We start from the raw sequence: 19,029 nt of genomic DNA, 5'->3' as shown, positions 1-19,029 counted from the left end.
AGATTATGGATGAAAGAATTAAGACTTTAGCGCACAATTTAGTGAATTACTCCATGGGGGTAAAAAAAGGAGATAAAGTATACGTCCACTATGTAGGGGATTCCACTAAAGAATTGGCAAGACAAATTGTAAAAGAAGTGTATAAGGTGGGTGGATTACCATTTCCGCATTTTACAGATCAAACCATGCAGCGTGAAGTTTTGCTTTCCTGTAGTGAGGAACAAATTAAAATTATGGGAGAAGTGGATGCCAAAGAAATGGCAGAAATGGATTGCTATGTAGGAATCAGGGGTACTGATAATGTATCTGAATTATCAGATGTTCCTTCTGATAATATGGAACTGTATGAGAAATTTTATTCCACCCCGGTGCATCATGATATTCGAGTTGCAAAAACCAGGTGGGTGGTTCTTAGATATCCCAATGCAGCGATGGCTCAGCTGTCTAACACTAGTTTAGAAAACTTTCAGGATTTTTATTTTAATGTATGTAATTTGGATTATTCTAAAATGAATGAAGCAATGAAGAGTCTGGTAGAACTGATGGAAAGAACGGATAAAGTTAGAATTGTAGGGCCTGGTACCGACTTGAGTTTCTCTATAAAAGGTATACCAGCCATTCCTTGCGCAGGGGAGTGTAATATCCCCGATGGGGAAGTATTTACAGCACCTGTCAGAGAATCTATCAACGGAGTTCTTTCTTATAACACACCTGCTGTGTTCCAGGGCTTTACCTACGAAAATATAGTACTAACCTTTAAAGATGGTAAGATAATAGAAGCAAAAGCCAATGATACAGAAAGAATCAACCATGTATTTGATACAGATGAAGGGGCAAGATATGTAGGTGAATTTGCTATAGGTGTTAATCCTTACATCTTAAAACCAATGAAAGACACTTTATTTGATGAGAAAATCATGGGCTCCTTCCACTTTACTCCGGGTAATTGTTACGATATTGCTCCAAATGGTAATAAATCAGCTATCCACTGGGATTTAGTTTGTATACAGACACCGGAATATGGTGGAGGAGAAATCTATTTTGATGATACGTTAATTCGTAAAGACGGAAAGTTTGTTGTGAAAGAATTAGAATGTCTGAATCCGGAAAACTTAAAGTAAGGATTAGATGACTTTTCTTTTTCTTTCAACAGTTTCACCACGGTCAAGCAACAGGGTATTCAGTATTAATAAACATCGCTCTTTATCTTCACTGCTTAAGGAATCAAACAAAAGGTTCAGACGAGCCTTTTGTGATTCACCGTTTTCTGATTTGACAACATGTCCTATCAAGTCGTCCACGGACATCTGAAAGAAATCAGCTATTTTTATTAAAGAATCTATATTTGGAGAGGAAATATCCTTTTCATAGCTGCTTATCATCTGTTGTGTAATTCCAAGGGCACTTCCTAACTTTGCCTGACTTATTTTGTGTTCCTTACGTATTTTTTCGAGATTTTTACCAAATGACATAAAAAAATTGCCTCCTTAGTTACTAAGCGTATTGAATATATTGTATAAAATTGTATTATTCTACAAAATGTAATTTATTGTTAATATTATAACATTGTAGGTTTGGTAAAACAATGAAATATTTCTTACGTTTACCTTACTAAAGATTAATAATTCTTAAAAACAAGGAATAAGAATTGATGTTTAAATGGAAAGCTTTATAATATGAAATAAGGATTTTTTATCACCACGAGGAGGAAAAACAGAATGAAATTGTTAAGTGTGGCTATTCCCTGCTATAATTCTGCTGACTATATGGAACACGCCATTGAAACCCTTCTGACAGGAGGTACTGAGCTGGAAATTATTATTGTAGATGACGGCTCTGTTGATGATACCCCTCAGATAGCAGACAAGTATGCCGCCAAATATCCGAATATAATTAAAGTAATCCATCAGGAGAATGGAGGACATGGTGAGGCTGTCAATACCGGTCTTACCCATTCGACCGGTTTATATTTTAAGGTAGTAGATAGTGATGACTGGGTGAACGAAGGTGATTTACTAAAAGTTCTATGTACACTTAGGGAATTGGTGGAAGACGGAAAGAGCGTGGATCTAATGATATGTAACTACGTTTACGAAAAACCCAGTATAAATAAACGTAAAATCATTGATTACAAGACTGCATTGCCTCAGAATAAAGTATTTACATGGAATGATATTATGTATTTTAAACAAAGCCAGAATATTCTTATGCATGCTGCAATTTACAGGACAAAATTATTAAGAGATTGTGGATTGAAGCTGCCAAAACATACCTTTTATGTGGACAATATTTTCGTATACCAGCCTTTGCCCTTTGTAAAGACTATGTACTATCTGGATGTTAATTTGTATCGCTATTTTATCGGCAGGGACGACCAGTCTGTCAACGAAAAGAATATGATTAAAAGAGTTGACCAACAGATACGGATTACAAAAATTATGATAGATAGCCATGATATTATGACTATTAAGGATAAGAAACTAAAAAATTATATGATAAAATATCTGTGTGTGATGATGATGGTATCTTCCGTATATTTAATAAAGGAAAATACAGAGGAAAGCCTAAAGAAAAAGCAGGAACTTTGGGAGTATCTGGAGAAGTCTAATGCCAAGTTGTATAAAAAGATTTTAAACAAATTTCTTGGAAGGTCTATGAATTTGCCAGGAAGAACCGGCAGAAAGATTGTAGAACTGGGCTTTAAAATATCCAAAAAAATATATGGTTTCAGCTAATAGCCGAAACCATATATTTATTTTAAGCTAAAAAAAGGTATTACGGTTTAGGACAAATGTCATTGTAAACCGTACCAATTTAATTTACAATACAATCATGCAAATGTAATATTTGTATTGTTACAGGTTGGCATATGCATTTTCCTGTTTTGACTTATTGGAAGCCTTTGCTTTATTTCCGGCAAGTACGTATATAAGGAAGTACATGACAGCGCTTAATACAATGGCAGCAATAGCGTCAACAGCAGAATGTTGCTTTAGGAACATGGTTGAAAGACAAATAGATATCATTAAAACAAAGGAACCGGCTTGCAGCCATTTATATTTTTTTAAAGAAGGACTTTTATGAATTGCAATGTGGGCACCAATGGAATTAAAAACATGGATACTTGGGCATACATTAGTGGAGGTATCCGTCGCGTACAGGTTTTTAAGAATACGGATAAATATATTGTCTCTGCCAAGAGTTGATAACTCCGGACGGAGGTTCTGACCATTGGGCCAGACTGTATATATAATTAAGCATATGGTCATACCTATAAATAAGAACCCTGTGACCTTGTAAAATTCCTCTTTTGAAGTAAAAAAGAAAAAGGCAATCGTAGCAAAAATATAGAAAAACCATAAATAATAAGGAATTACAAACCATTCGTTAAAAGGAATATAGTCATCCAGCCAAATATAAACCGGATGATAATCGGTAGTAACTGACTTTTCCAAAGCAAAAAACCAGGCAAGATAAATAAAAAAATAAGATAGTATCCACCCGTGTTTATATTTTAATATTAATTGTTTCAAAGAAACCAACCTCTCTTATGATGGGATAACTTTAATTGTGCGATTCACAGGGATTATAGCATACCCCGTGGTAGATAACAATATTTATTAAACAATATTCAAACATATTAAGGAAAATGTAAGAAATACTTTTCTGATATTTGGAAAAAACTCATTAATAGAAATATGTCTGTATATCAAACGAAGGACAGGCAGCGAAAAGAAAGGATGTGGCAATATGAAAAGAGTATTTTTAATTGTATTAGATAGTTTTGGAGTTGGTGAACTACCCGATGCCAACGCTTTTGGAGATGAAGGAAGCAATACCTTGCGAGCAGTTGCTGCTCATGAAAGCTTTCATACTCCCAATATGGGAAAACTAGGATTGTTTCATTTAGATGGGGTAGAAGGTATTGAAAAACCTGTAAAGGTAGAGGGTTCTTATGCCCGCATGACAGAGGCATCTATGGGAAAAGATACCACAATAGGTCATTGGGAAATAGCTGGAATTATATCTGAAAAGCCCCTTCCCACATTTCCGGATGGCTTTCCAAAAGAGTTACTGGATGAGTTTTCAAAGAGAACAGGCAGGGGTGTACTTTGTAATAAACCCTATTCCGGAACAGAGGTAATAAAAGATTATGGTGAAGAACATGTTAAAACCGGAGATTTAATTGTTTATACCTCAGCAGACAGTGTATTCCAGATAGCTGCTCATGAAAAGGTAGTTCCTATCGAAGAATTATACCGTTACTGTGAAATTGCAAGGGATTTATGCAGCGGCCCCTGGGGTGTTGGCAGAGTAATAGCCAGACCTTTTGAGGGTGAAGCTCCCTTTAAGAGAACATCAAGGCGCCACGATTATTCCCTGCTTCCTCCTAAGGACACAATGCTTGATATCATAAAGGAAAACAACCTGGATGTACTGGCAGTTGGAAAAATCAATGATATTTTTGCCGGTAAAGGTGTTACAGAGATGGTACGTACTGCTAACAATGAAGAAGGTATAGAACGTACGTTAGAATATATGAAGCGTGATTTTGAAGGAATCTGTTTTACAAATCTGGTTGACTTTGACATGATGTATGGTCATAGGAATGATGTGGAAGGCTATGCAAAAGCTTTAACATATTTTGATACCAGACTGCCTGAACTATTAGAAGGTTTAAGAGAAGAGGATGTACTGATTATCACAGCAGACCATGGTTGTGATCCTAGTACGGAATCCACAGATCACTCCAGAGAATATACCCCTTGTTTAATTTATGGTAAAAAAGTAAAAGAAGGCGTAAATCTGGGAACCAGAGACACCTTTGCTGATATATCGGCAACTATTTTAGAGTGTCTAGGACTAAACGTATTAACGGCAGGCACATCTTTCTTATCCGAAATAAAAAAATAACCCTGGTGTGAGTGGTTAAAATTAAGTAAATAGTGTAAGCAGGTCGGTTTTTAGAAGGCTGTAGTTATAGAAGGGAAGTATCATGAGGCTAGTAGTACAAAGGGTAAAATATGCTTCTGTTACCATTGATGGTATTGTGAAGGGTAAAATTAACCATGGGCTTTTACTGTTAGTGGGAATCGGCAGTGAAGATACCAGGCAAATCATTGATAAGTATGTAGAGAAGGTAATTAAGCTTAGAATATTTGGTGATGAAAATAATAAAATTAATCTGTCTGTAAAGGATGTGGAAGGTGAAATCCTTGCCATCTCCCAGTTTACACTTTATGCGGATTGTAAGAAAGGAAACCGCCCTAGTTTTTTAGAGGCGGCAGGGACAGATAAAGCAAAAGAACTTTATGAATACTTCCTGGAAGTATGTAGAGATAAGCTTGGTAAGGTGGAAGCAGGAGAATTTGGTGCTGATATGAAAGTAGAACTATTAAATGATGGCCCTTTTACTATAATACTGGATGAGAAAATTTTATAAGATATTGTACAATTGTGTATCTTAGAGCAGAGATAAAGGGTTTTTATCTACTTTTGTTGTAATACCCGTCGAACGAATTCTTTAAATTGGTTTGAAACAAATTAAGTCCTAAGGTATAATTAGAATGAATTGTAAAATAATGGTGTACAATTCGTTTTACCGTTTTGGGAGGCACAGATGCAACGCAGAAAGGGGCTAAGGACAGTATTGTGGCTGCTGCTATCGTTGTTAATCGGACTAGCTGATATTTCCGGTTTATCTGCAACCGGAGCAAAAGCCGGAAGTCTTAAGTTACAACCTAGGGACAGTTCAGAGTATGTATTTTATACGGACGGGGAAGAAAGTATTAACCTGCAGTTAATACACCAGGCTACCGCAGAAAATCAATCACCCCAAAGCATAGAAGCCTATTATAACTATGGAAAAGATATAATAGGTTTTGATGGGACAGAAGCAATTCTTACCAGCCTACTAGAACAAGGCAGGGCGCAACTTGGAATAAAGTATTACTTTAAAACCAATAAAATAGTAGAAAAACCGGAAGCCGGTATAGATACTATTGGCAGTCTGACCATGAAGTGCACAGATAAAGAACCATATTTTCGAATTATCAATGAAAAGGGGAGTTGGGGCGTTGGTACAGATGGGGTTATACTGACAGAAGAGATAAAAAGGCTGTTACCGGAGAGCATAGAGGGCTTTACAGTTCAGAACTATTTTATGCGAAACAAAAATAAATATGAAGGTATCCTCACACTTTCTAAAGCAGGAAATCAGGCAGAAGAAGAAAACACCATTTCTTTAAAAGAACTTGGACTTTCTAAAAAAATTATGGAAGAAATCCAACAAAGCGGCCAGGTGTACAGTACGTTAGAGCTTTTGGCAACGTATGATTTATTACTGAAGCTTCCATTTCCTTTAAAAGGGCAGATAACCATGAAAAAATACATTCAGATAAACAATAACAAATAGAATAATATATTTAATAAATACACCTTAAGACTTTATACTTAGCAGGGACGTTTCAGTGGTAATGCAGCTATTGAGTAAAGCTTATGGTGTATTTTTATTTACATAGGGCCTTGACGTCAGGTGTAAATTTTAAAGCATAGTAATCATATATGAAATGATAAAATAATCATTGACAAATGATTTTCCCTGTGTTAGATTATATTTATAGCAAATAGAACTTAATGTTTTTCATATATTTTATAGATTAAAGGAGAGAAGGATATGGCAAAGATAGCAAAAAACATTACAGACTTAATAGGTAGAACCCCTCTGCTAGAACTTGTAAAGTTCGGTAAGGACAATGAGGCAAAAGCAGCTGTAGTTGCTAAATTAGAATATTTTAATCCCGCTGGCAGTGTAAAAGACAGAATTGCAAAGGCAATGGTCGATGATGCAGAAGCAAAGGGTGTTTTAAAGCCAGGTGCAACAATTATTGAGCCAACCAGTGGTAACACAGGAATCGGTCTGGCTTCCGTAGCTGCGGCAAGAGGATATAAGATTATTCTTACAATGCCTGAGACTATGAGTATTGAACGTAGAAACCTGTTAAAAGCCTATGGTGCTGAATTAGTATTAACAGAAGGTGCAAAGGGTATGAACGGTGCAATTGCCAAAGCGGAAGAATTGGCAAAAGAAACTCCCAATTCCTTCATTCCAGGTCAATTCATTAATGCAGCAAATCCGGAAGTGCATAAAAATACAACCGGTCCTGAAATCTGGGAAGACACAGACGGTAAAGTTGACATCCTGGTTGCAGGTATCGGTACCGGCGGTACCATTACCGGTGTTGGGGAGTACTTAAAGAGTAAAAACCCTAATGTAAAGGTAATCGCTGTAGAGCCGAGTGCTTCACCGATACTATCCAAAGGAACTCCTGGGCCTCATAAGATTCAAGGTATTGGTGCTGGTTTTGTTCCTAAGGTGCTTAATACAGAAGTATATGATGAGATTATCACAGTAGAAAATGAAGATGCTTTTGCAACTGGTAAAGCAATTGCAAAGAGCGAAGGTCTTTTAGTCGGTATTTCATCTGGTGCGGCTGCGTGGGCTGCGCTTCAGGTGGCAAAACGCCCTGAAAATGAAGGCAAAACAATCGTTGTTGTATTGCCGGATACAGGCGAAAGATACTTGTCTACACCATTATTTGCTGAATAATAAAGCTTTCAAATAAAGCGATTTATATAACGAATAGGAATGATAGAAGAAGCTCCATGATTTTATTTTCATGAAGCTTCTTATTTTGTCCTATCTATAATGTAATAACACCTTACTGGTAGAGAATATGGGGGAATTAAGCATACGATTATGCTAAATGATAGATAATAATCGTATTCAAATAAATAAAAACGACATTATGGTTGGATATAAATAACAAAAATCAGATGTGTATGGCAAAAATAATGTAGAATTTAACGGATTTCTATTGCATAATAACGAATAGTATGGTAGTATAGTCTTAGTTGAATAACAACTTGGTAAGACGACGTGTTACTGGTAATGCAGGCAAGATCGGATTGAGCGTTATTATGGAGAAAGCATAGCTTTCGATATAGTATTATCGTTTCAATTGGGTCTTTTTTTGTGTTCATTTTTCTAGCTGGCCATTAGGAAGATGAAAAATAACCTTGAAAGGAATTACTTATGGACTATCAAAGAATAGCGAAAGACATTTTAGACAATGTGGGCGGAGCTTCTAATGTAAAAGGGTTAACCCATTGTTTTACTAGATTACGTTTTGTTTTAAAAGATTTTAAAAAAGCGGATAAGGAAGTATTAGGACACTTAGAAGGCGTTATATCCGTTGTTGAAAGCGGAGGACAGTTACAGGTAGTGCTGGGTGCTAAGGTTACAAAAGTATATGAAGCAATTCTTCCTATGGTGGATATTGATGAAAACAGTACCGAACGTGAACCGCAGGAAAAAGGTAATATATGGAACAGATTGTTAATCGCTGTTTCTGCGATGTTTACACCTATGGTGCCTGCAATTGCTGCATCCGGTTTAATGAAAGGGTTTTTAACCATTGCTAAAATTATAGTAGCAAATGGCGGCGGAGATATAACCACTAATCAAACGTATACTTTATTACTTGGTGCAACGGATGCAATCTTTTATTTTATGCCTATTATACTGGCATATACCTGTGCTAAGGTATTTAAAGCAAACGAATTTATAGCAATGGCACTTGGTGGTACCATGTGTTATCCGGCTATTGTTGCCTTAATGACGGGACAAGATGCGGTTCAAATGTTTGGTATACCGATTACAAAAGCTAATTATGCGTCCTCCGTTATACCTATTATAATCGGTGTATTCATACTGTCTTACGTACAGAAGTTTTTAGAGAAAGTAATACCTGAAGTACTAAAGATTATATTAGTACCTGGTATATCTCTGTTTGTTATGGTACCGGCAACTTTTATGGTATTCGGTCCTATCGGAATTTATATTGGAAATGTTATAAACTTTTTATATACCGGAATGATGAATATCAGTCCGATTCTGTGCGGAGCCTTTGTCGGTGGTATGTGGGGCGTATTTGTAGTATTCGGTGCACATAGGGCTTTATTGCCGATTGGAATTAATGATGTTGCCCAGTTTGGCCGTCAGAACCTTTTAGCTTTTGCAGGTGCTGCCAACTTTTCTCAAGGTGGCGCAGCACTGGGTGTTATGTTAAAATCCCGTGATAAAAACTTAAAGACAGTAGCAGCTTCTGCTATGATTTCCGCAGCTGTCTGCGGTATTACAGAGCCGGCTATTTACGGTTGTAACTTAAGATTAAAGAAACCAATGGTATGTGCCATAATATGTGGTGCCATCGGTGGTGCTATTATGGGTGCAGGCGGTGTTTATGGCGATGCTTTTGCCAACAACGGTGTATTAACCTTAGCGACCTATGCAGCATTTGGTTTAGCAAAATTCTTATTCTACTTAGCGGGTATCGCGGTTGCTTTCTTTGGCGCAGCCATATTGACTTACTTAGTAGGCTTTGATGAATTAAGTACAAACAATGGAACAAAAGCAAAAGTTGATAATAACACAAGTATTTCTAGAACTATAGAAGCTGTTAGTGCAGATGTTACGAATGCAAGTATTACAATCTCTTCTCCAGTAGAAGGAAAAGCAGTTTCGTTAAGTAAAGTAAGCGATGAAGTATTTTCTTCAGAGGCTTTGGGAAAAGGTATTGCCATTATACCTGACAAGGGTGAAGTCGTAGCACCGGAAGATTGTACTGTACTCATGGTATATCCAACCCTTCATGCGCTTGGTTTAAAATTGGACAATGGTGCAGAACTTATCATTCATGTTGGTATTGATACTGTTAATCTGGAAGGAAAGTACTTTAAAAAGCATGTTGAGGAAGGAACCCACGTAGTAAAAGGTACAAAACTTCTATCCTTTGATATTGCAAAGATAAAAGAAGCAGGTTTTGAAACAATCGTTCCCGTTATTGTAAGCAATACAGATGAGTTTGGCAAGGTTGCCGGAATTAGCGGCGAACGCGTTACTGTTAATACGAATGTAATTAAAATTGAAGCTTAAGCAGATTTGAAAGGAGCATTTAAAATGAATAAACAATTCCCAGAGAACTTTTTATGGGGTGCTTCTTCCTCCGCCTTCCAGATTGAAGGCGGTTGGGAGGAAGACGGCAAAGGAAAAACGGTTGCAGACTTTAATTCCTTTAAACGTTCCCATCTACAGGCAGATAGTAAGGTTGCAAGTGATTTCTATCACCGCTATAAAGAAGATATTGCTCTAATGAAAGAAATGGGATTAAAAATCTACCGTTTCTCCATCTCCTGGGCAAGAATTATTCCAAAAGGTGATGGTGACATAAATCAAAAGGGTATCGATTTTTATAACAATGTAATCGACTGTATGTTGGAACATGGAATTATACCTTTCATAACATTGTATCATTTTGACCTTCCCTACGCACTGGTAGAAAAATATAATGGCTGGGAATCTAGAGAATGTGCATTTGCTTTTGAACGTTACGCAAAAGTATGCTTTGAAGCCTTTGGAGACAGAGTAAAGTACTGGCAGGTGCATAATGAGCAGAATCTGATGATACGTGTTGATGAACGTATGAATATCTCTGAAGAAGATCCTTTAAAGGCAGACAGAATGAGAGCCCAGATGGACTATCACATGTTTTTGGCACATGCCCTTGCGGTTAAAGCCTGCCATGCAATTGTAACGGATGGTAAAATAGGCCCGGCAGTATCTTCTACTTGTACGTATGCCCATAGCAATAAGCCGGAGGATGTATGGGCAGCCAAGATGAATGATTGGTTTAAAACTAATTATTGTCTTGACATTCATTTTACAGGAGAATATCCAGGTTATTATATGCGCTATCTGAAGGAAAGAAATATTGTCCCTGTAATGGAAGAGGGAGATAAAGAAATTCTAAAAGGTGCTAAAATGGATTATATAGCTCTTAATTACTATAGAACTCTTTGTGCAAGATACCTCCCTGCTGATGAGGAACATCCCGTAGGAAGCCGTATATGCAGAACCAACGAAGTGGATTTTGATCAGTATGGTTACTTTAGGGATGAAAAAAATCCGAATTTAACAGCCAGTGAATACGGTGCACAAATTGACCCCATGGGGCTAAGGATTGTATTAAATGAATATTATCAGCGTTACCGTCTGCCGCTTATTGTAACGGAGAATGGACTTGGAACGGCTGATGTATTAACGGAAGATAAGAAAGTGCATGATGATTATCGTATTGAATATCTGAGAGGTCATATTGAGGCTTGTGCACTAGCAATAGAAGACGGCGTTGAATTGATGGGCTATTCCCCTTGGTCAGTCATGGATTTATTAAGCTCCCATCAAGGTTTTAAGAAAAGATATGGTTTTATCTATGTGAATAGGGATGACCACGACTTAAAAGGCCTAGAGAGAATTAAAAAGGATAGCTACTACTGGTATAAGAATGTTATTAAGACCAATGGAGAAGTTTTATAAAGTAAAAGCATGGGGGTAGTGTGAAATAAAAGCAATTTCACACCCTGATTTTACGTGTGCAAGTGCAGATAGCATAAGTGCTATTAACACTAGAGCACACAGATGGGAGTTAGAATGCGTGTCGTAAAGGTGTTGAATAATTCTTTAATACTTGCACTGGATGATACCGGACATGAGATTATACTCATGGGCAAAGGCATAGGCTTTAATAAAGCAATCGGTTACCAGTTACGGAAAGAAGAGATTGAGAAAGTCTTTGTTATGAAAGATAAAGATATTTCTAAAAATATTATCCGGCTGGCAGCTGAAATCGACAGCACATTTTTTGAATTAGCAAAAACGATTATTGATTATGGGGTTGAAAATTATCAGATGGAGTTAATGGAACATATTTACCTTTCCTTAACGGATCATTTATCCTTTGTTGTAAAACGAATGGAGAAGGGGATTGTAATTGAAAATTTTTATATTTCCGAAATGAAAAAATTTAGTCCCAATGAATATCAGGTGGGAGTATTTGCCCTGCAGCTAATTAAAGACAAATTAAACTTGGATTTGCCTGTTGATGAGGCAGGAAATATCGCCTTTCATTTTATTAATGCCCAGCATAATAACCCTTATAACGCCAACAACCGGATAATAACGGAAACCGTTAAGGATATACTGGACATTGTTAAGTATAATTTTGTATTATGCTACGATGAAGACAGTATTTCCTATTCTCGGTTTACTACCCACCTGAGGCTGTTTGTGCAAAGACTGCTTACGGACTGTCAGTTACCGGAGGAACAAAACGACTTTTTATATGAACAGATTGTGACAAATTGCCGTAAAGAATACGCTTGTGTAAAAAAAATCGGAAAGTATATTACTGAAAAATTCCATACGGATTTAACAGCCCCGGAAGAATTATATCTTACCATCCATATCCATAGGGTGTTAGAAGAAAATAAGCAGAAAAAAGACAGCATTGAGGAGACAGACGGGAGTTCTTCGTGAAAAAAACAGCAAAATACCAGGAAGCAACTTTTTTAAGTATGGTTGTCTTATTCTGGTTTGCCCAATACGTATATATTCCATATCAGACAATGTTTTTAGCAGCCTGTGGAGTTACCAGCAGCTTTGCCGGTATTATAGTAGGTGCCTATGGTATATCCCAGTTAATACTTCGTTTGCCGGTTGGTCTTTTGGCTGATACGGCAGGGTTACATAAACCCTTTATTTTACTGGGATGTCTAGCATCGGGAGCAGCCTCCCTGCTTCGTATATTTACGCCCGGAGGAACAGGCTTTTTAATTGCCAATCTATTTTCAGGACTGGCTTCTTCCATGTGGATATCTTTTATGGTTTTTTATACAGAAGGATATCCGAAAGAAGAACAACAAGCGGCAACCAGCCGTATTATACTTTTTAATAATGCCGGTATACTTTTGGGATTCATAGCCAGCACTGTGCTGTATGATAGAACCGGAATGCAGTTTATCTGTATATTAAGTCTTTTAGCAGGTATCATTGCTTGTCTGCTTGGCTTATCTTTACAAGAAGAGAAGGAAGTAATAAAGCACATTCCATTAAAACAGCTGCTGGGTGTATGTACCAAAAAGAGAATCTGGATGTTTTCGCTCATAGCATTGATTCAACAGGGAATTCAATTAACTACAACGATGTCCTTTACCTCCCAGATTTTAAAAGATCTGGGAGCAACAGGAGCCATAGTAGGAATGGCGTCGATTGTATATATGATATCTGCAGTTAGCTTTTCCGGTTTTGCGTCCTCCAAGTTCTGTACGAAAATAGGACCTAAATTCTGGATTCCGGCAGTACTTTTAATTGTTGCCGTCTATTGTATACTAGTACCCAGAGTAAACTCCATTCCCCTTATATTTTTATTACAGATTTTACCCGGTATGTCTACCGGAATTCTTTTCTCTTATGTAACCTCTGAAGCAATGATTGATATCCCTGTTCAGAATAAATCAACGGCTATGGGTTTCTATCAGGCATTTTATGCTTTAGGCATGACGTTCTTTCCGATATTTACAGGAGAAGCAGCTGTAAGATACAGCATGAAAACAGGCTATCTGATTTTAGCAGTGATAGCAGTTCTTGGAGGTGTGGCAGTTAGTATTTTTTATGCCTGTCAGAGTAAGAAAGGTTGAGTTTGCTTTATTGCTATTGCGGCTTGGCATAATTTCGGTTATAATGTAAAAGTTGTTACGCAACCAAATTTGTGCCTGTGGTTTATGCTAGCAGGTTTCGGAAAGGGTATGGCTATATTGTGAAACGAAATGATATTATACTGATAGGCATTTTATTAGTAATTGCAGTGGGAGCCTTTTTTTACTTTAATAATAACCGAAAAGAAGGAGATAAAGTAGTAGTTACCATTGATGGTAAATTTTACAAGGAATTTCCCCTGAATAAAGATATAGAAACGGATATAGAGGTGCCTGGAGGCGGCTCTAACCATCTGGTTATTAAGGATGGATATGCAGACGTAACCGCAGCTTCCTGCCCAGACGAATTGTGTGTACACCAGAAAAGCATTCATAGTGTTAAGGAGAGCATTATCTGTCTGCCGAATAAAGTTGTGGTAGAGATAAAAGGTGATGCTGAAAGTGAACTAGATGGTGTGGCCAATTAATCCAGCAACAATAAGGTTCTAGAAAGCCTTTAAAATCATGTAGATAAACCCCATGGAAACCAATTCTATGGGGATTTTTTTTATTCCCTGACTGGTACAGGAAAAGATAAGACGCTTCTGTACAGATATGATAAATAGTACAGATACGGTAGTGCTTAAAAGAAAACTAATAACTTCATTTATATTTTCGATGGTAAAAGGTTGATAAAGCAGGACAACAGGAAGTACTACCCATAAGCTGTTATGTCTGCTGGTACAACCCTTGTTGATAATATAATGAACAAGGGAGAGGCCGATTCCTGCGAAAAGAAAACCTGCTATTAATGATTCAAAAGTATTTGTTATAAAGAAAGAATCTATAAAAGTATAGCCAAGAAGACCGCCCTTTGAGAGAAACTCCCTGACTGCTCCGGCAGCAATAAATATTGAATAGGCAACCAGGTTTTCTTTAAGAACATCCCACAGAGTATCCTTTGTCTCTGTTATCTCAGGAGGGACAGTTTCTAAAAAAGTATCCTTTAGTCCGGCTGCATAAAACATAGCCATATATCCTCCGGTAATTAGAAGGAGTAAAATATTTTGAGGCGTAAGTTCTTCTTTTAAAATATAAAAATAAACAAGATTAAAGAGTACATAGGTTAAGGAGGGCAGACTTATCCATAATATTAATTTTTGAATCAGCGGAGTATTTATAGGTTCGCAAAAGTCTCGTATTACAAAACCGCAAAGTAAGAGCACCAAGAACAGGCTTCCAAAGACCAGCGAATTTCTCAGGGTATCTGAGGCAATGACAAATAAAAGTGCAAAGGATTCAATCGGATATTTAAGCTTCATAATATACTCCATTCCTAAAAAAGGATTGCTATAAAATACATAATTATATTTTACAGCAATCCTTATCTATAACATTATTTTTTTAGAACAAAATCTTTAATGAAGGATTGTGCTTTATTGATACCATCAACAACAGCAGTTGAAGAAACCGTAGCACCGGACACTCCATCAATTGTGCCAGGAGCCTTTTCGCTATCGTCTGTTGAAGGTGTTTCAGTAGGTGTAGCATCAGGTGTTTCACCACCATTGTCGGAGGATACATCACCGGAAGCTGCTTTGGTTAAGCACTCCTCAGTTAAACTTATGAATTCATTCACAGAGATACTGACACCAGCTACACTATCAGTTTTGCCCTGTTCATTTAAAACTATACCACTAGTAGACTGATTTTCAATAACAAATGCAGCTAATGCATCAGCTTGTTCCTTCCAGGTAGGATTTCCTTCCACCATTACATATTTTCCGGTAGAAGATAAGTAGCTTTTAAATTCTCCCTTAGCATCTTTTGCATCCCATACTACGGAAGTAATAGCACCGTTTTCAACTACAAGAGTAACGATTCCGGTATAACCGTTGCTTTCGGTACCCTGTGCTGTATATGTTCCATCTTGTAAAGACTTAGGAGAAGCCTGAAGTAAGCATTGTTTTACTAAGGAAACAAAAGTGTTTACAGAAATACTTACTCCGGATACGGAATCCGTTTTTCCTTCGGCATTCATAGCAATTGCATCTGTTGACTGATTCTGTACCACAAAATCAGCAATAGCAACAGCCTGTTCCTGCCAGGTAGGGCCATCTTTTGTCATTTCATATGCACCGTCAGCAGATAATACGCTCTTTAATTCGCCGGCTTCATTGTAAGCATCCCAAAGTACTTCAGTAATTTTCCCGCCAGCAATTGTTAAGGATACTTTATCATTATAACCATTTGCCTTATAACCTTCAGTTTCAGCAACATAAGTTCCATCTGCTAAGGTAACGGTTTCATTAGCAGACGTTGTAGTTTCAACCGGAGCGGCTTCAGTAGGAGCAGCTTGCGCTGCACTTTCAGTCCCTGCACCAGCTAAAGAAACAGGAGCAGTAAGGCCGTTAAACTGGCTTAAAAAAGCTTCTTCAGTAATCTTTGAACCGTAACCTTCAGTTTCTTTATGCTCGTTGATTACTAAGGATTTTACAGTATCACCAGTTTGGTCAAAGGTTACATCCATGTAGATATCTCCACCAAACCCTTTGGAAGCCACTGTTACAAGATAACCTTCCAAGGAACCATCATCTGCTTTTACCTCAGAGGCGGAGCGGATAATAATATTGCCGGTATTGGAGTAGCCGGTAAGGTCAATAGAGTCTGCTCCGTTAGATGGAGCGTTGTTTTTCTTTGTTAGGACATTAGTGCCTATAATGATTACGACTGCCAGAACTGCTACAACAGCTAACGTAATAATTCCGGTTAGTTTATTGTTTTTTTTCATTTACATACCTATCTGCGCGTTGCGACGCGTTCTTAAAATAAATAGTTGAATACGCATTTTTTATTCAACTTTATACCTTTTTACATTGAGGCTTGCCTGCAATACTGCCACATGAATCAAGCTGGTAGTTACCGTGTGGCTTCCTTATTATTGTTTTTACCACCAGCCAGCCTTAAGCAGAAGCGTTGAGAAAATTGCTTAAGGTATAATACTGTTAAATGTGAAGTTTTTTACGGGGTTTTGCTTTCATTCCATATACGCAGGGAGGTTTTAATCTTTCGATGAAAGCCAGAAGGCAGTTTGCTGCTAAAATTCCATAGCAGACACCCTCCGGATAAATACCCCAGATGCGTATGCCGGCAGTTACAACACCGGCGATAACACCCATAAAAATTTTTCCGGCTGCTGAAGCAAAGGAATAATCCGTAAGCATATAAAATGCCCCAAGAATTAAACTGCCTCCAAGCAGATTTGTAAAAATGTCACCAGTGAATAAAGCATCTCCGCCAAAGGTAAATGTTATGGCGATTACTGTTATAATATAAGTAATTGCTATCTGAACATTTACAACCTTTCTATAGCACAAATAGAGAAAACCTGCCAGCAGTAATGACTTACTGGTCTCTCCCAAGGAACCGGGTATATTGCCAAGGAACATGTCAAGGTAGGAAACATCCGTCAGGGGGTGTCCGCTTTTGGCGGCAGATAACACCGTAGCTGAACTGATTGCATCTGCTCCGTTATGATAGGTAGTAACATAAGAAGCAATGGAACCGGGATAAAAAGTCATGATAAATAACCTGCCCATTAACGCAGGATTGGCAAAGTTGCTGCCAATGCCTCCAAAGAACTGTTTTGCAATTACAATGGAAAAAAAGCCAGCAGCAATCACTACCCAGTAAGGAGTAGTTACCGGTACGTTGAAGCTAAGCAGGATTCCCGTAACAACTGCACTGAAATCACCGATGAGTACCGGTTCATGTCTGAGCTTCTGCCATAGGAATTCAAAAAATACACAGGTTATAACACTGACCAATACAAGCAGCAGGGAACGGTAGCCAAAAAAATATACAGCACCAATCAGAGCAGGCAGTAATGCAATAGCTACATCCACCATAATCTGTCTGGTTGTAATCACAGAACGGATATGGGGCATTTTTTTTGATAACAGATATTCTTTCTTGCTTTGCATTTATTTTACCTGCCTTTCCCTGCGTATTTTTTTGACTTCATTCCTCGCAGAGATATTCCTGCGAGCTAATTCCCTTTTGGCCGGGCAGACATAAGAACAACTGCCGCAGCCAATGCATTCCGTCGCAAATAATTTCTCGCAAATTGACAAATCCTCTCTTAAGTATGCATTGTCAATTTTAAAGGGGTGTATTCCTGCCGGACAGATTCTTACGCAGGCACCACAGCGAATGCAGGGAGTTTCCGTAAGGGAGCTGTTCTCAAGCACTATAATGGCTGAGGAAGTTTTGGTAACACTTCCGTATACATCTGCTTCTGTTACGTCAATACCGACGCAATTGCCTGTCATTGGTCCTCCTAGAATTACCTTGTTGTTTAAGGTAGTAATCCCTCCTGCAAGATGTAGAAGGGAAGAATAACTGGTACCTAAAGGAACATAGTAATTACCTGGATTCTTCACCTTTCCTGTTACAGTTACGCACCTTGCAATTAAGGGTGTATCCCCGAATACAAGGTCAGCCATGGCTTTTGCGGTTGCTACGTTGTTTACAATAATCCCGATATCGGCAGGAAGACCTCCTATTGGAACCATTGTATTAGTAACTGCCTGAATTAGCTGGCGTTCCCCTCCTTGAGGATACCTGGTAGGCAATAGCTTTATGCTTATTGGGACATTAAGGCCGGATATTAAATTTTCAAGATACAAGCCGGCATCTTTTTTATTATCTTCTAAGCATAGGATTGCTTTTTGAGCACCTGCTGCTTTAATAAGAAGATTTATGCCGTTAATGAGTTCCATGCCATATTCTAGCATTAATCTGTGGTCACAGGTTAAATAAGGTTCGCACTCTGCCGCATTAATTAAGACCATATCAATAGGCTGCTTCGTTTCATATTTTATATGGGTGGGAAAGCCTGCGCCGCCCATACCGGTTAAACCGCCCTCTTTCATTTTATTTAGAAGGATCTCTCTGGATAAATGGCTTATATCCATTAATTTGAAACGATATTCCTGATTTGTCTTTACAGCCGCTCTGCCGTTTCCTTCTATTCTTAAGAAAGTAACCTGTGCGCCGGTTCTTGGATATTCATAAGTCTTTATATCCGTAACGGTACCTGAGATACTGGCGTGAAGGTTTACAGCAGTAAAGTTTTTCGGTATGCCGATAAGGTCTCCAAGCGTTACCTTATCGCCGATTACCGGCTTAAAGTGACAGATACTTCCTGTTGATTGTTCAGAAGATATCTCAACAACATCTGGAGTTACACTTACAATAGGAGATTGTAAGCTTAATTCTTTGTCTGAGCCGTCGGCGGGATGAATTCCTCCAAAAAAGCCGCTGTATTTTTTACAAAGCATTGGTTATTCCTCCTAAAATTGTTATGTAAAAGCATTGTTATTCTAATAACAATTAAACCAAAACTTTAGTACTTTAGGAGATATGAAAGCCGCG

Annotated in this window: 17 protein-coding genes; 11 read left to right on the top strand and 6 right to left on the bottom strand. The window is 37.9% G+C overall.

Annotation, left to right across the window (positions count from 1 at the left end):
- Positions 1-5: 5 nt before the first annotated feature.
- Positions 6-1,121 (top strand): aminopeptidase, encoded by a 1,116-nt coding sequence (locus tag acsn021_RS21480; protein ID WP_207725117.1) that lies wholly within the window; start codon positions 6-8, stop codon positions 1,119-1,121.
- A 3-nt stretch (positions 1,122-1,124) separates the two neighbouring features.
- Here acsn021_RS21480 and acsn021_RS21475 read toward each other — a convergent pair whose 3' ends face one another.
- Positions 1,125-1,472, bottom strand: a complete 348-nt coding sequence (locus acsn021_RS21475; protein WP_184092077.1) for a helix-turn-helix domain-containing protein — start codon at positions 1,470-1,472, stop codon at positions 1,125-1,127.
- Positions 1,473-1,718: 246 nt separating this feature from the next.
- Between acsn021_RS21475 and acsn021_RS21470 the strand changes: the two genes are divergently transcribed.
- Positions 1,719-2,735 carry a glycosyltransferase family 2 protein gene (locus tag acsn021_RS21470; protein ID WP_184092075.1) on the top strand — a complete coding sequence of 339 codons (1,017 nt, stop codon included), beginning with the start codon at positions 1,719-1,721 and terminating at the stop codon, positions 2,733-2,735.
- Positions 2,736-2,855: 120 nt separating this feature from the next.
- Here the strand turns inward: acsn021_RS21470 and acsn021_RS21465 are convergent, their stop codons facing one another.
- Entirely contained in the window at positions 2,856-3,542 is a 687-nt protein-coding gene (locus tag acsn021_RS21465; protein ID WP_408626134.1) for a phosphatase PAP2 family protein, read from the bottom strand.
- A 208-nt stretch (positions 3,543-3,750) separates the two neighbouring features.
- Here acsn021_RS21465 and acsn021_RS21460 point away from each other — a divergent pair, with 208 nt between their 5' ends.
- The 9 genes from acsn021_RS21460 to acsn021_RS21420 all read left to right on the top strand — a co-directional run bounded on the left by acsn021_RS21460 (position 3,751) and on the right by acsn021_RS21420 (position 14,081).
- A complete protein-coding gene (locus tag acsn021_RS21460; protein ID WP_184092071.1) occupies positions 3,751-4,914 on the top strand; it encodes a phosphopentomutase in 1,164 nt (387 codons plus the stop codon).
- A gap of 82 nt (positions 4,915-4,996) precedes the next feature.
- Entirely contained in the window at positions 4,997-5,443 is a 447-nt protein-coding gene (dtd, locus tag acsn021_RS21455; protein WP_184092069.1) for a D-aminoacyl-tRNA deacylase, read from the top strand.
- Positions 5,444-5,620: 177 nt separating this feature from the next.
- The gene (locus tag acsn021_RS21450; RefSeq protein ID WP_184092067.1) at positions 5,621-6,415 is read left to right on the top strand and encodes a hypothetical protein; all 795 of its coding nucleotides are present in this window, start codon (positions 5,621-5,623) and stop codon (positions 6,413-6,415) included.
- A 261-nt stretch (positions 6,416-6,676) separates the two neighbouring features.
- Positions 6,677-7,609 carry a cysteine synthase A gene (gene cysK / locus acsn021_RS21445; RefSeq protein WP_184092065.1) on the top strand — a complete coding sequence of 311 codons (933 nt, stop codon included), beginning with the start codon at positions 6,677-6,679 and terminating at the stop codon, positions 7,607-7,609.
- Positions 7,610-8,095: 486 nt separating this feature from the next.
- Positions 8,096-9,997 (top strand): beta-glucoside-specific PTS transporter subunit IIABC, encoded by a 1,902-nt coding sequence (locus acsn021_RS21440; RefSeq protein ID WP_184092063.1) that lies wholly within the window; start codon positions 8,096-8,098, stop codon positions 9,995-9,997.
- Between the two features lie 24 nt (positions 9,998-10,021).
- Positions 10,022-11,437, top strand: a complete 1,416-nt coding sequence (locus acsn021_RS21435) for a glycoside hydrolase family 1 protein (RefSeq protein ID WP_184092061.1) — start codon at positions 10,022-10,024, stop codon at positions 11,435-11,437.
- A 114-nt stretch (positions 11,438-11,551) separates the two neighbouring features.
- Positions 11,552-12,436: a PRD domain-containing protein gene (locus acsn021_RS21430; RefSeq protein WP_184092059.1), complete on the top strand. Its 885-nt coding sequence runs from the start codon at positions 11,552-11,554 to the stop codon at positions 12,434-12,436.
- Entirely contained in the window at positions 12,433-13,596 is a 1,164-nt protein-coding gene (locus acsn021_RS21425; protein ID WP_243182309.1) for an MFS transporter, read from the top strand. Before acsn021_RS21430 ends, acsn021_RS21425 begins: the two co-directional genes overlap by 4 nt.
- 119 nt (positions 13,597-13,715) lie before the next feature.
- Positions 13,716-14,081: a NusG domain II-containing protein gene (locus acsn021_RS21420; RefSeq protein ID WP_184092057.1), complete on the top strand. Its 366-nt coding sequence runs from the start codon at positions 13,716-13,718 to the stop codon at positions 14,079-14,081.
- 18 nt (positions 14,082-14,099) lie between these two features.
- Here the strand turns inward: acsn021_RS21420 and acsn021_RS21415 are convergent, their stop codons facing one another.
- The 4 genes from acsn021_RS21415 to rsxC all read right to left on the bottom strand — a co-directional run bounded on the left by acsn021_RS21415 (position 14,100) and on the right by rsxC (position 18,935).
- Positions 14,100-14,915 (bottom strand): hypothetical protein, encoded by an 816-nt coding sequence (locus acsn021_RS21415; RefSeq protein ID WP_184092055.1) that lies wholly within the window; start codon positions 14,913-14,915, stop codon positions 14,100-14,102.
- A 74-nt stretch (positions 14,916-14,989) separates the two neighbouring features.
- Positions 14,990-16,384: an FMN-binding protein gene (locus acsn021_RS21410; protein WP_184092053.1), complete on the bottom strand. Its 1,395-nt coding sequence runs from the start codon at positions 16,382-16,384 to the stop codon at positions 14,990-14,992.
- Between the two features lie 214 nt (positions 16,385-16,598).
- The gene (locus tag acsn021_RS21405) at positions 16,599-17,576 is read right to left on the bottom strand and encodes an RnfABCDGE type electron transport complex subunit D (protein WP_184092051.1); all 978 of its coding nucleotides are present in this window, start codon (positions 17,574-17,576) and stop codon (positions 16,599-16,601) included.
- On the bottom strand, positions 17,577-18,935 hold the full coding sequence (gene rsxC / locus acsn021_RS21400; RefSeq protein ID WP_184092049.1) for an electron transport complex subunit RsxC: 1,359 nt from the start codon (positions 18,933-18,935) through the stop codon (positions 17,577-17,579).
- Between the last annotated feature and the right edge of the window lie 94 nt (positions 18,936-19,029).

Source organism: Anaerocolumna cellulosilytica (assembly GCF_014218335.1).
In the GTDB taxonomy this organism is placed as follows: Bacteria; Bacillota; Clostridia; order Lachnospirales; family Lachnospiraceae; genus Anaerocolumna; species Anaerocolumna cellulosilytica.
Note: the sequence above shows the minus strand (reverse complement) of the source record. Positions and strands in the feature narration are given on the sequence as shown.

What these genes read in the sequence shown, in the direction of transcription:
- acsn021_RS21405 (WP_184092051.1), bottom strand. Translation starts at nt 17,576, where the DNA reads ATGCAAAGCAAGAAAGAATATCTGTTATCAAAAAAAATGCCCCATATC.
- acsn021_RS21470 (WP_184092075.1), top strand. Translation starts at nt 1,719, where the DNA reads ATGAAATTGTTAAGTGTGGCTATTCCCTGCTATAATTCTGCTGACTAT.
- acsn021_RS21460 (WP_184092071.1), top strand. Translation starts at nt 3,751, where the DNA reads ATGAAAAGAGTATTTTTAATTGTATTAGATAGTTTTGGAGTTGGTGAA.
- acsn021_RS21440 (WP_184092063.1), top strand. Translation starts at nt 8,096, where the DNA reads ATGGACTATCAAAGAATAGCGAAAGACATTTTAGACAATGTGGGCGGA.
- acsn021_RS21410 (WP_184092053.1), bottom strand. Translation starts at nt 16,384, where the DNA reads ATGAAAAAAAACAATAAACTAACCGGAATTATTACGTTAGCTGTTGTA.
- cysK (WP_184092065.1), top strand. Translation starts at nt 6,677, where the DNA reads ATGGCAAAGATAGCAAAAAACATTACAGACTTAATAGGTAGAACCCCT.
- acsn021_RS21475 (WP_184092077.1), bottom strand. Translation starts at nt 1,472, where the DNA reads ATGTCATTTGGTAAAAATCTCGAAAAAATACGTAAGGAACACAAAATA.
- rsxC (WP_184092049.1), bottom strand. Translation starts at nt 18,935, where the DNA reads ATGCTTTGTAAAAAATACAGCGGCTTTTTTGGAGGAATTCATCCCGCC.
- acsn021_RS21435 (WP_184092061.1), top strand. Translation starts at nt 10,022, where the DNA reads ATGAATAAACAATTCCCAGAGAACTTTTTATGGGGTGCTTCTTCCTCC.
- acsn021_RS21450 (WP_184092067.1), top strand. Translation starts at nt 5,621, where the DNA reads ATGCAACGCAGAAAGGGGCTAAGGACAGTATTGTGGCTGCTGCTATCG.
- dtd (WP_184092069.1), top strand. Translation starts at nt 4,997, where the DNA reads ATGAGGCTAGTAGTACAAAGGGTAAAATATGCTTCTGTTACCATTGAT.
- acsn021_RS21480 (WP_207725117.1), top strand. Translation starts at nt 6, where the DNA reads ATGGATGAAAGAATTAAGACTTTAGCGCACAATTTAGTGAATTACTCC.
- acsn021_RS21430 (WP_184092059.1), top strand. Translation starts at nt 11,552, where the DNA reads ATGCGTGTCGTAAAGGTGTTGAATAATTCTTTAATACTTGCACTGGAT.
- acsn021_RS21415 (WP_184092055.1), bottom strand. Translation starts at nt 14,915, where the DNA reads ATGAAGCTTAAATATCCGATTGAATCCTTTGCACTTTTATTTGTCATT.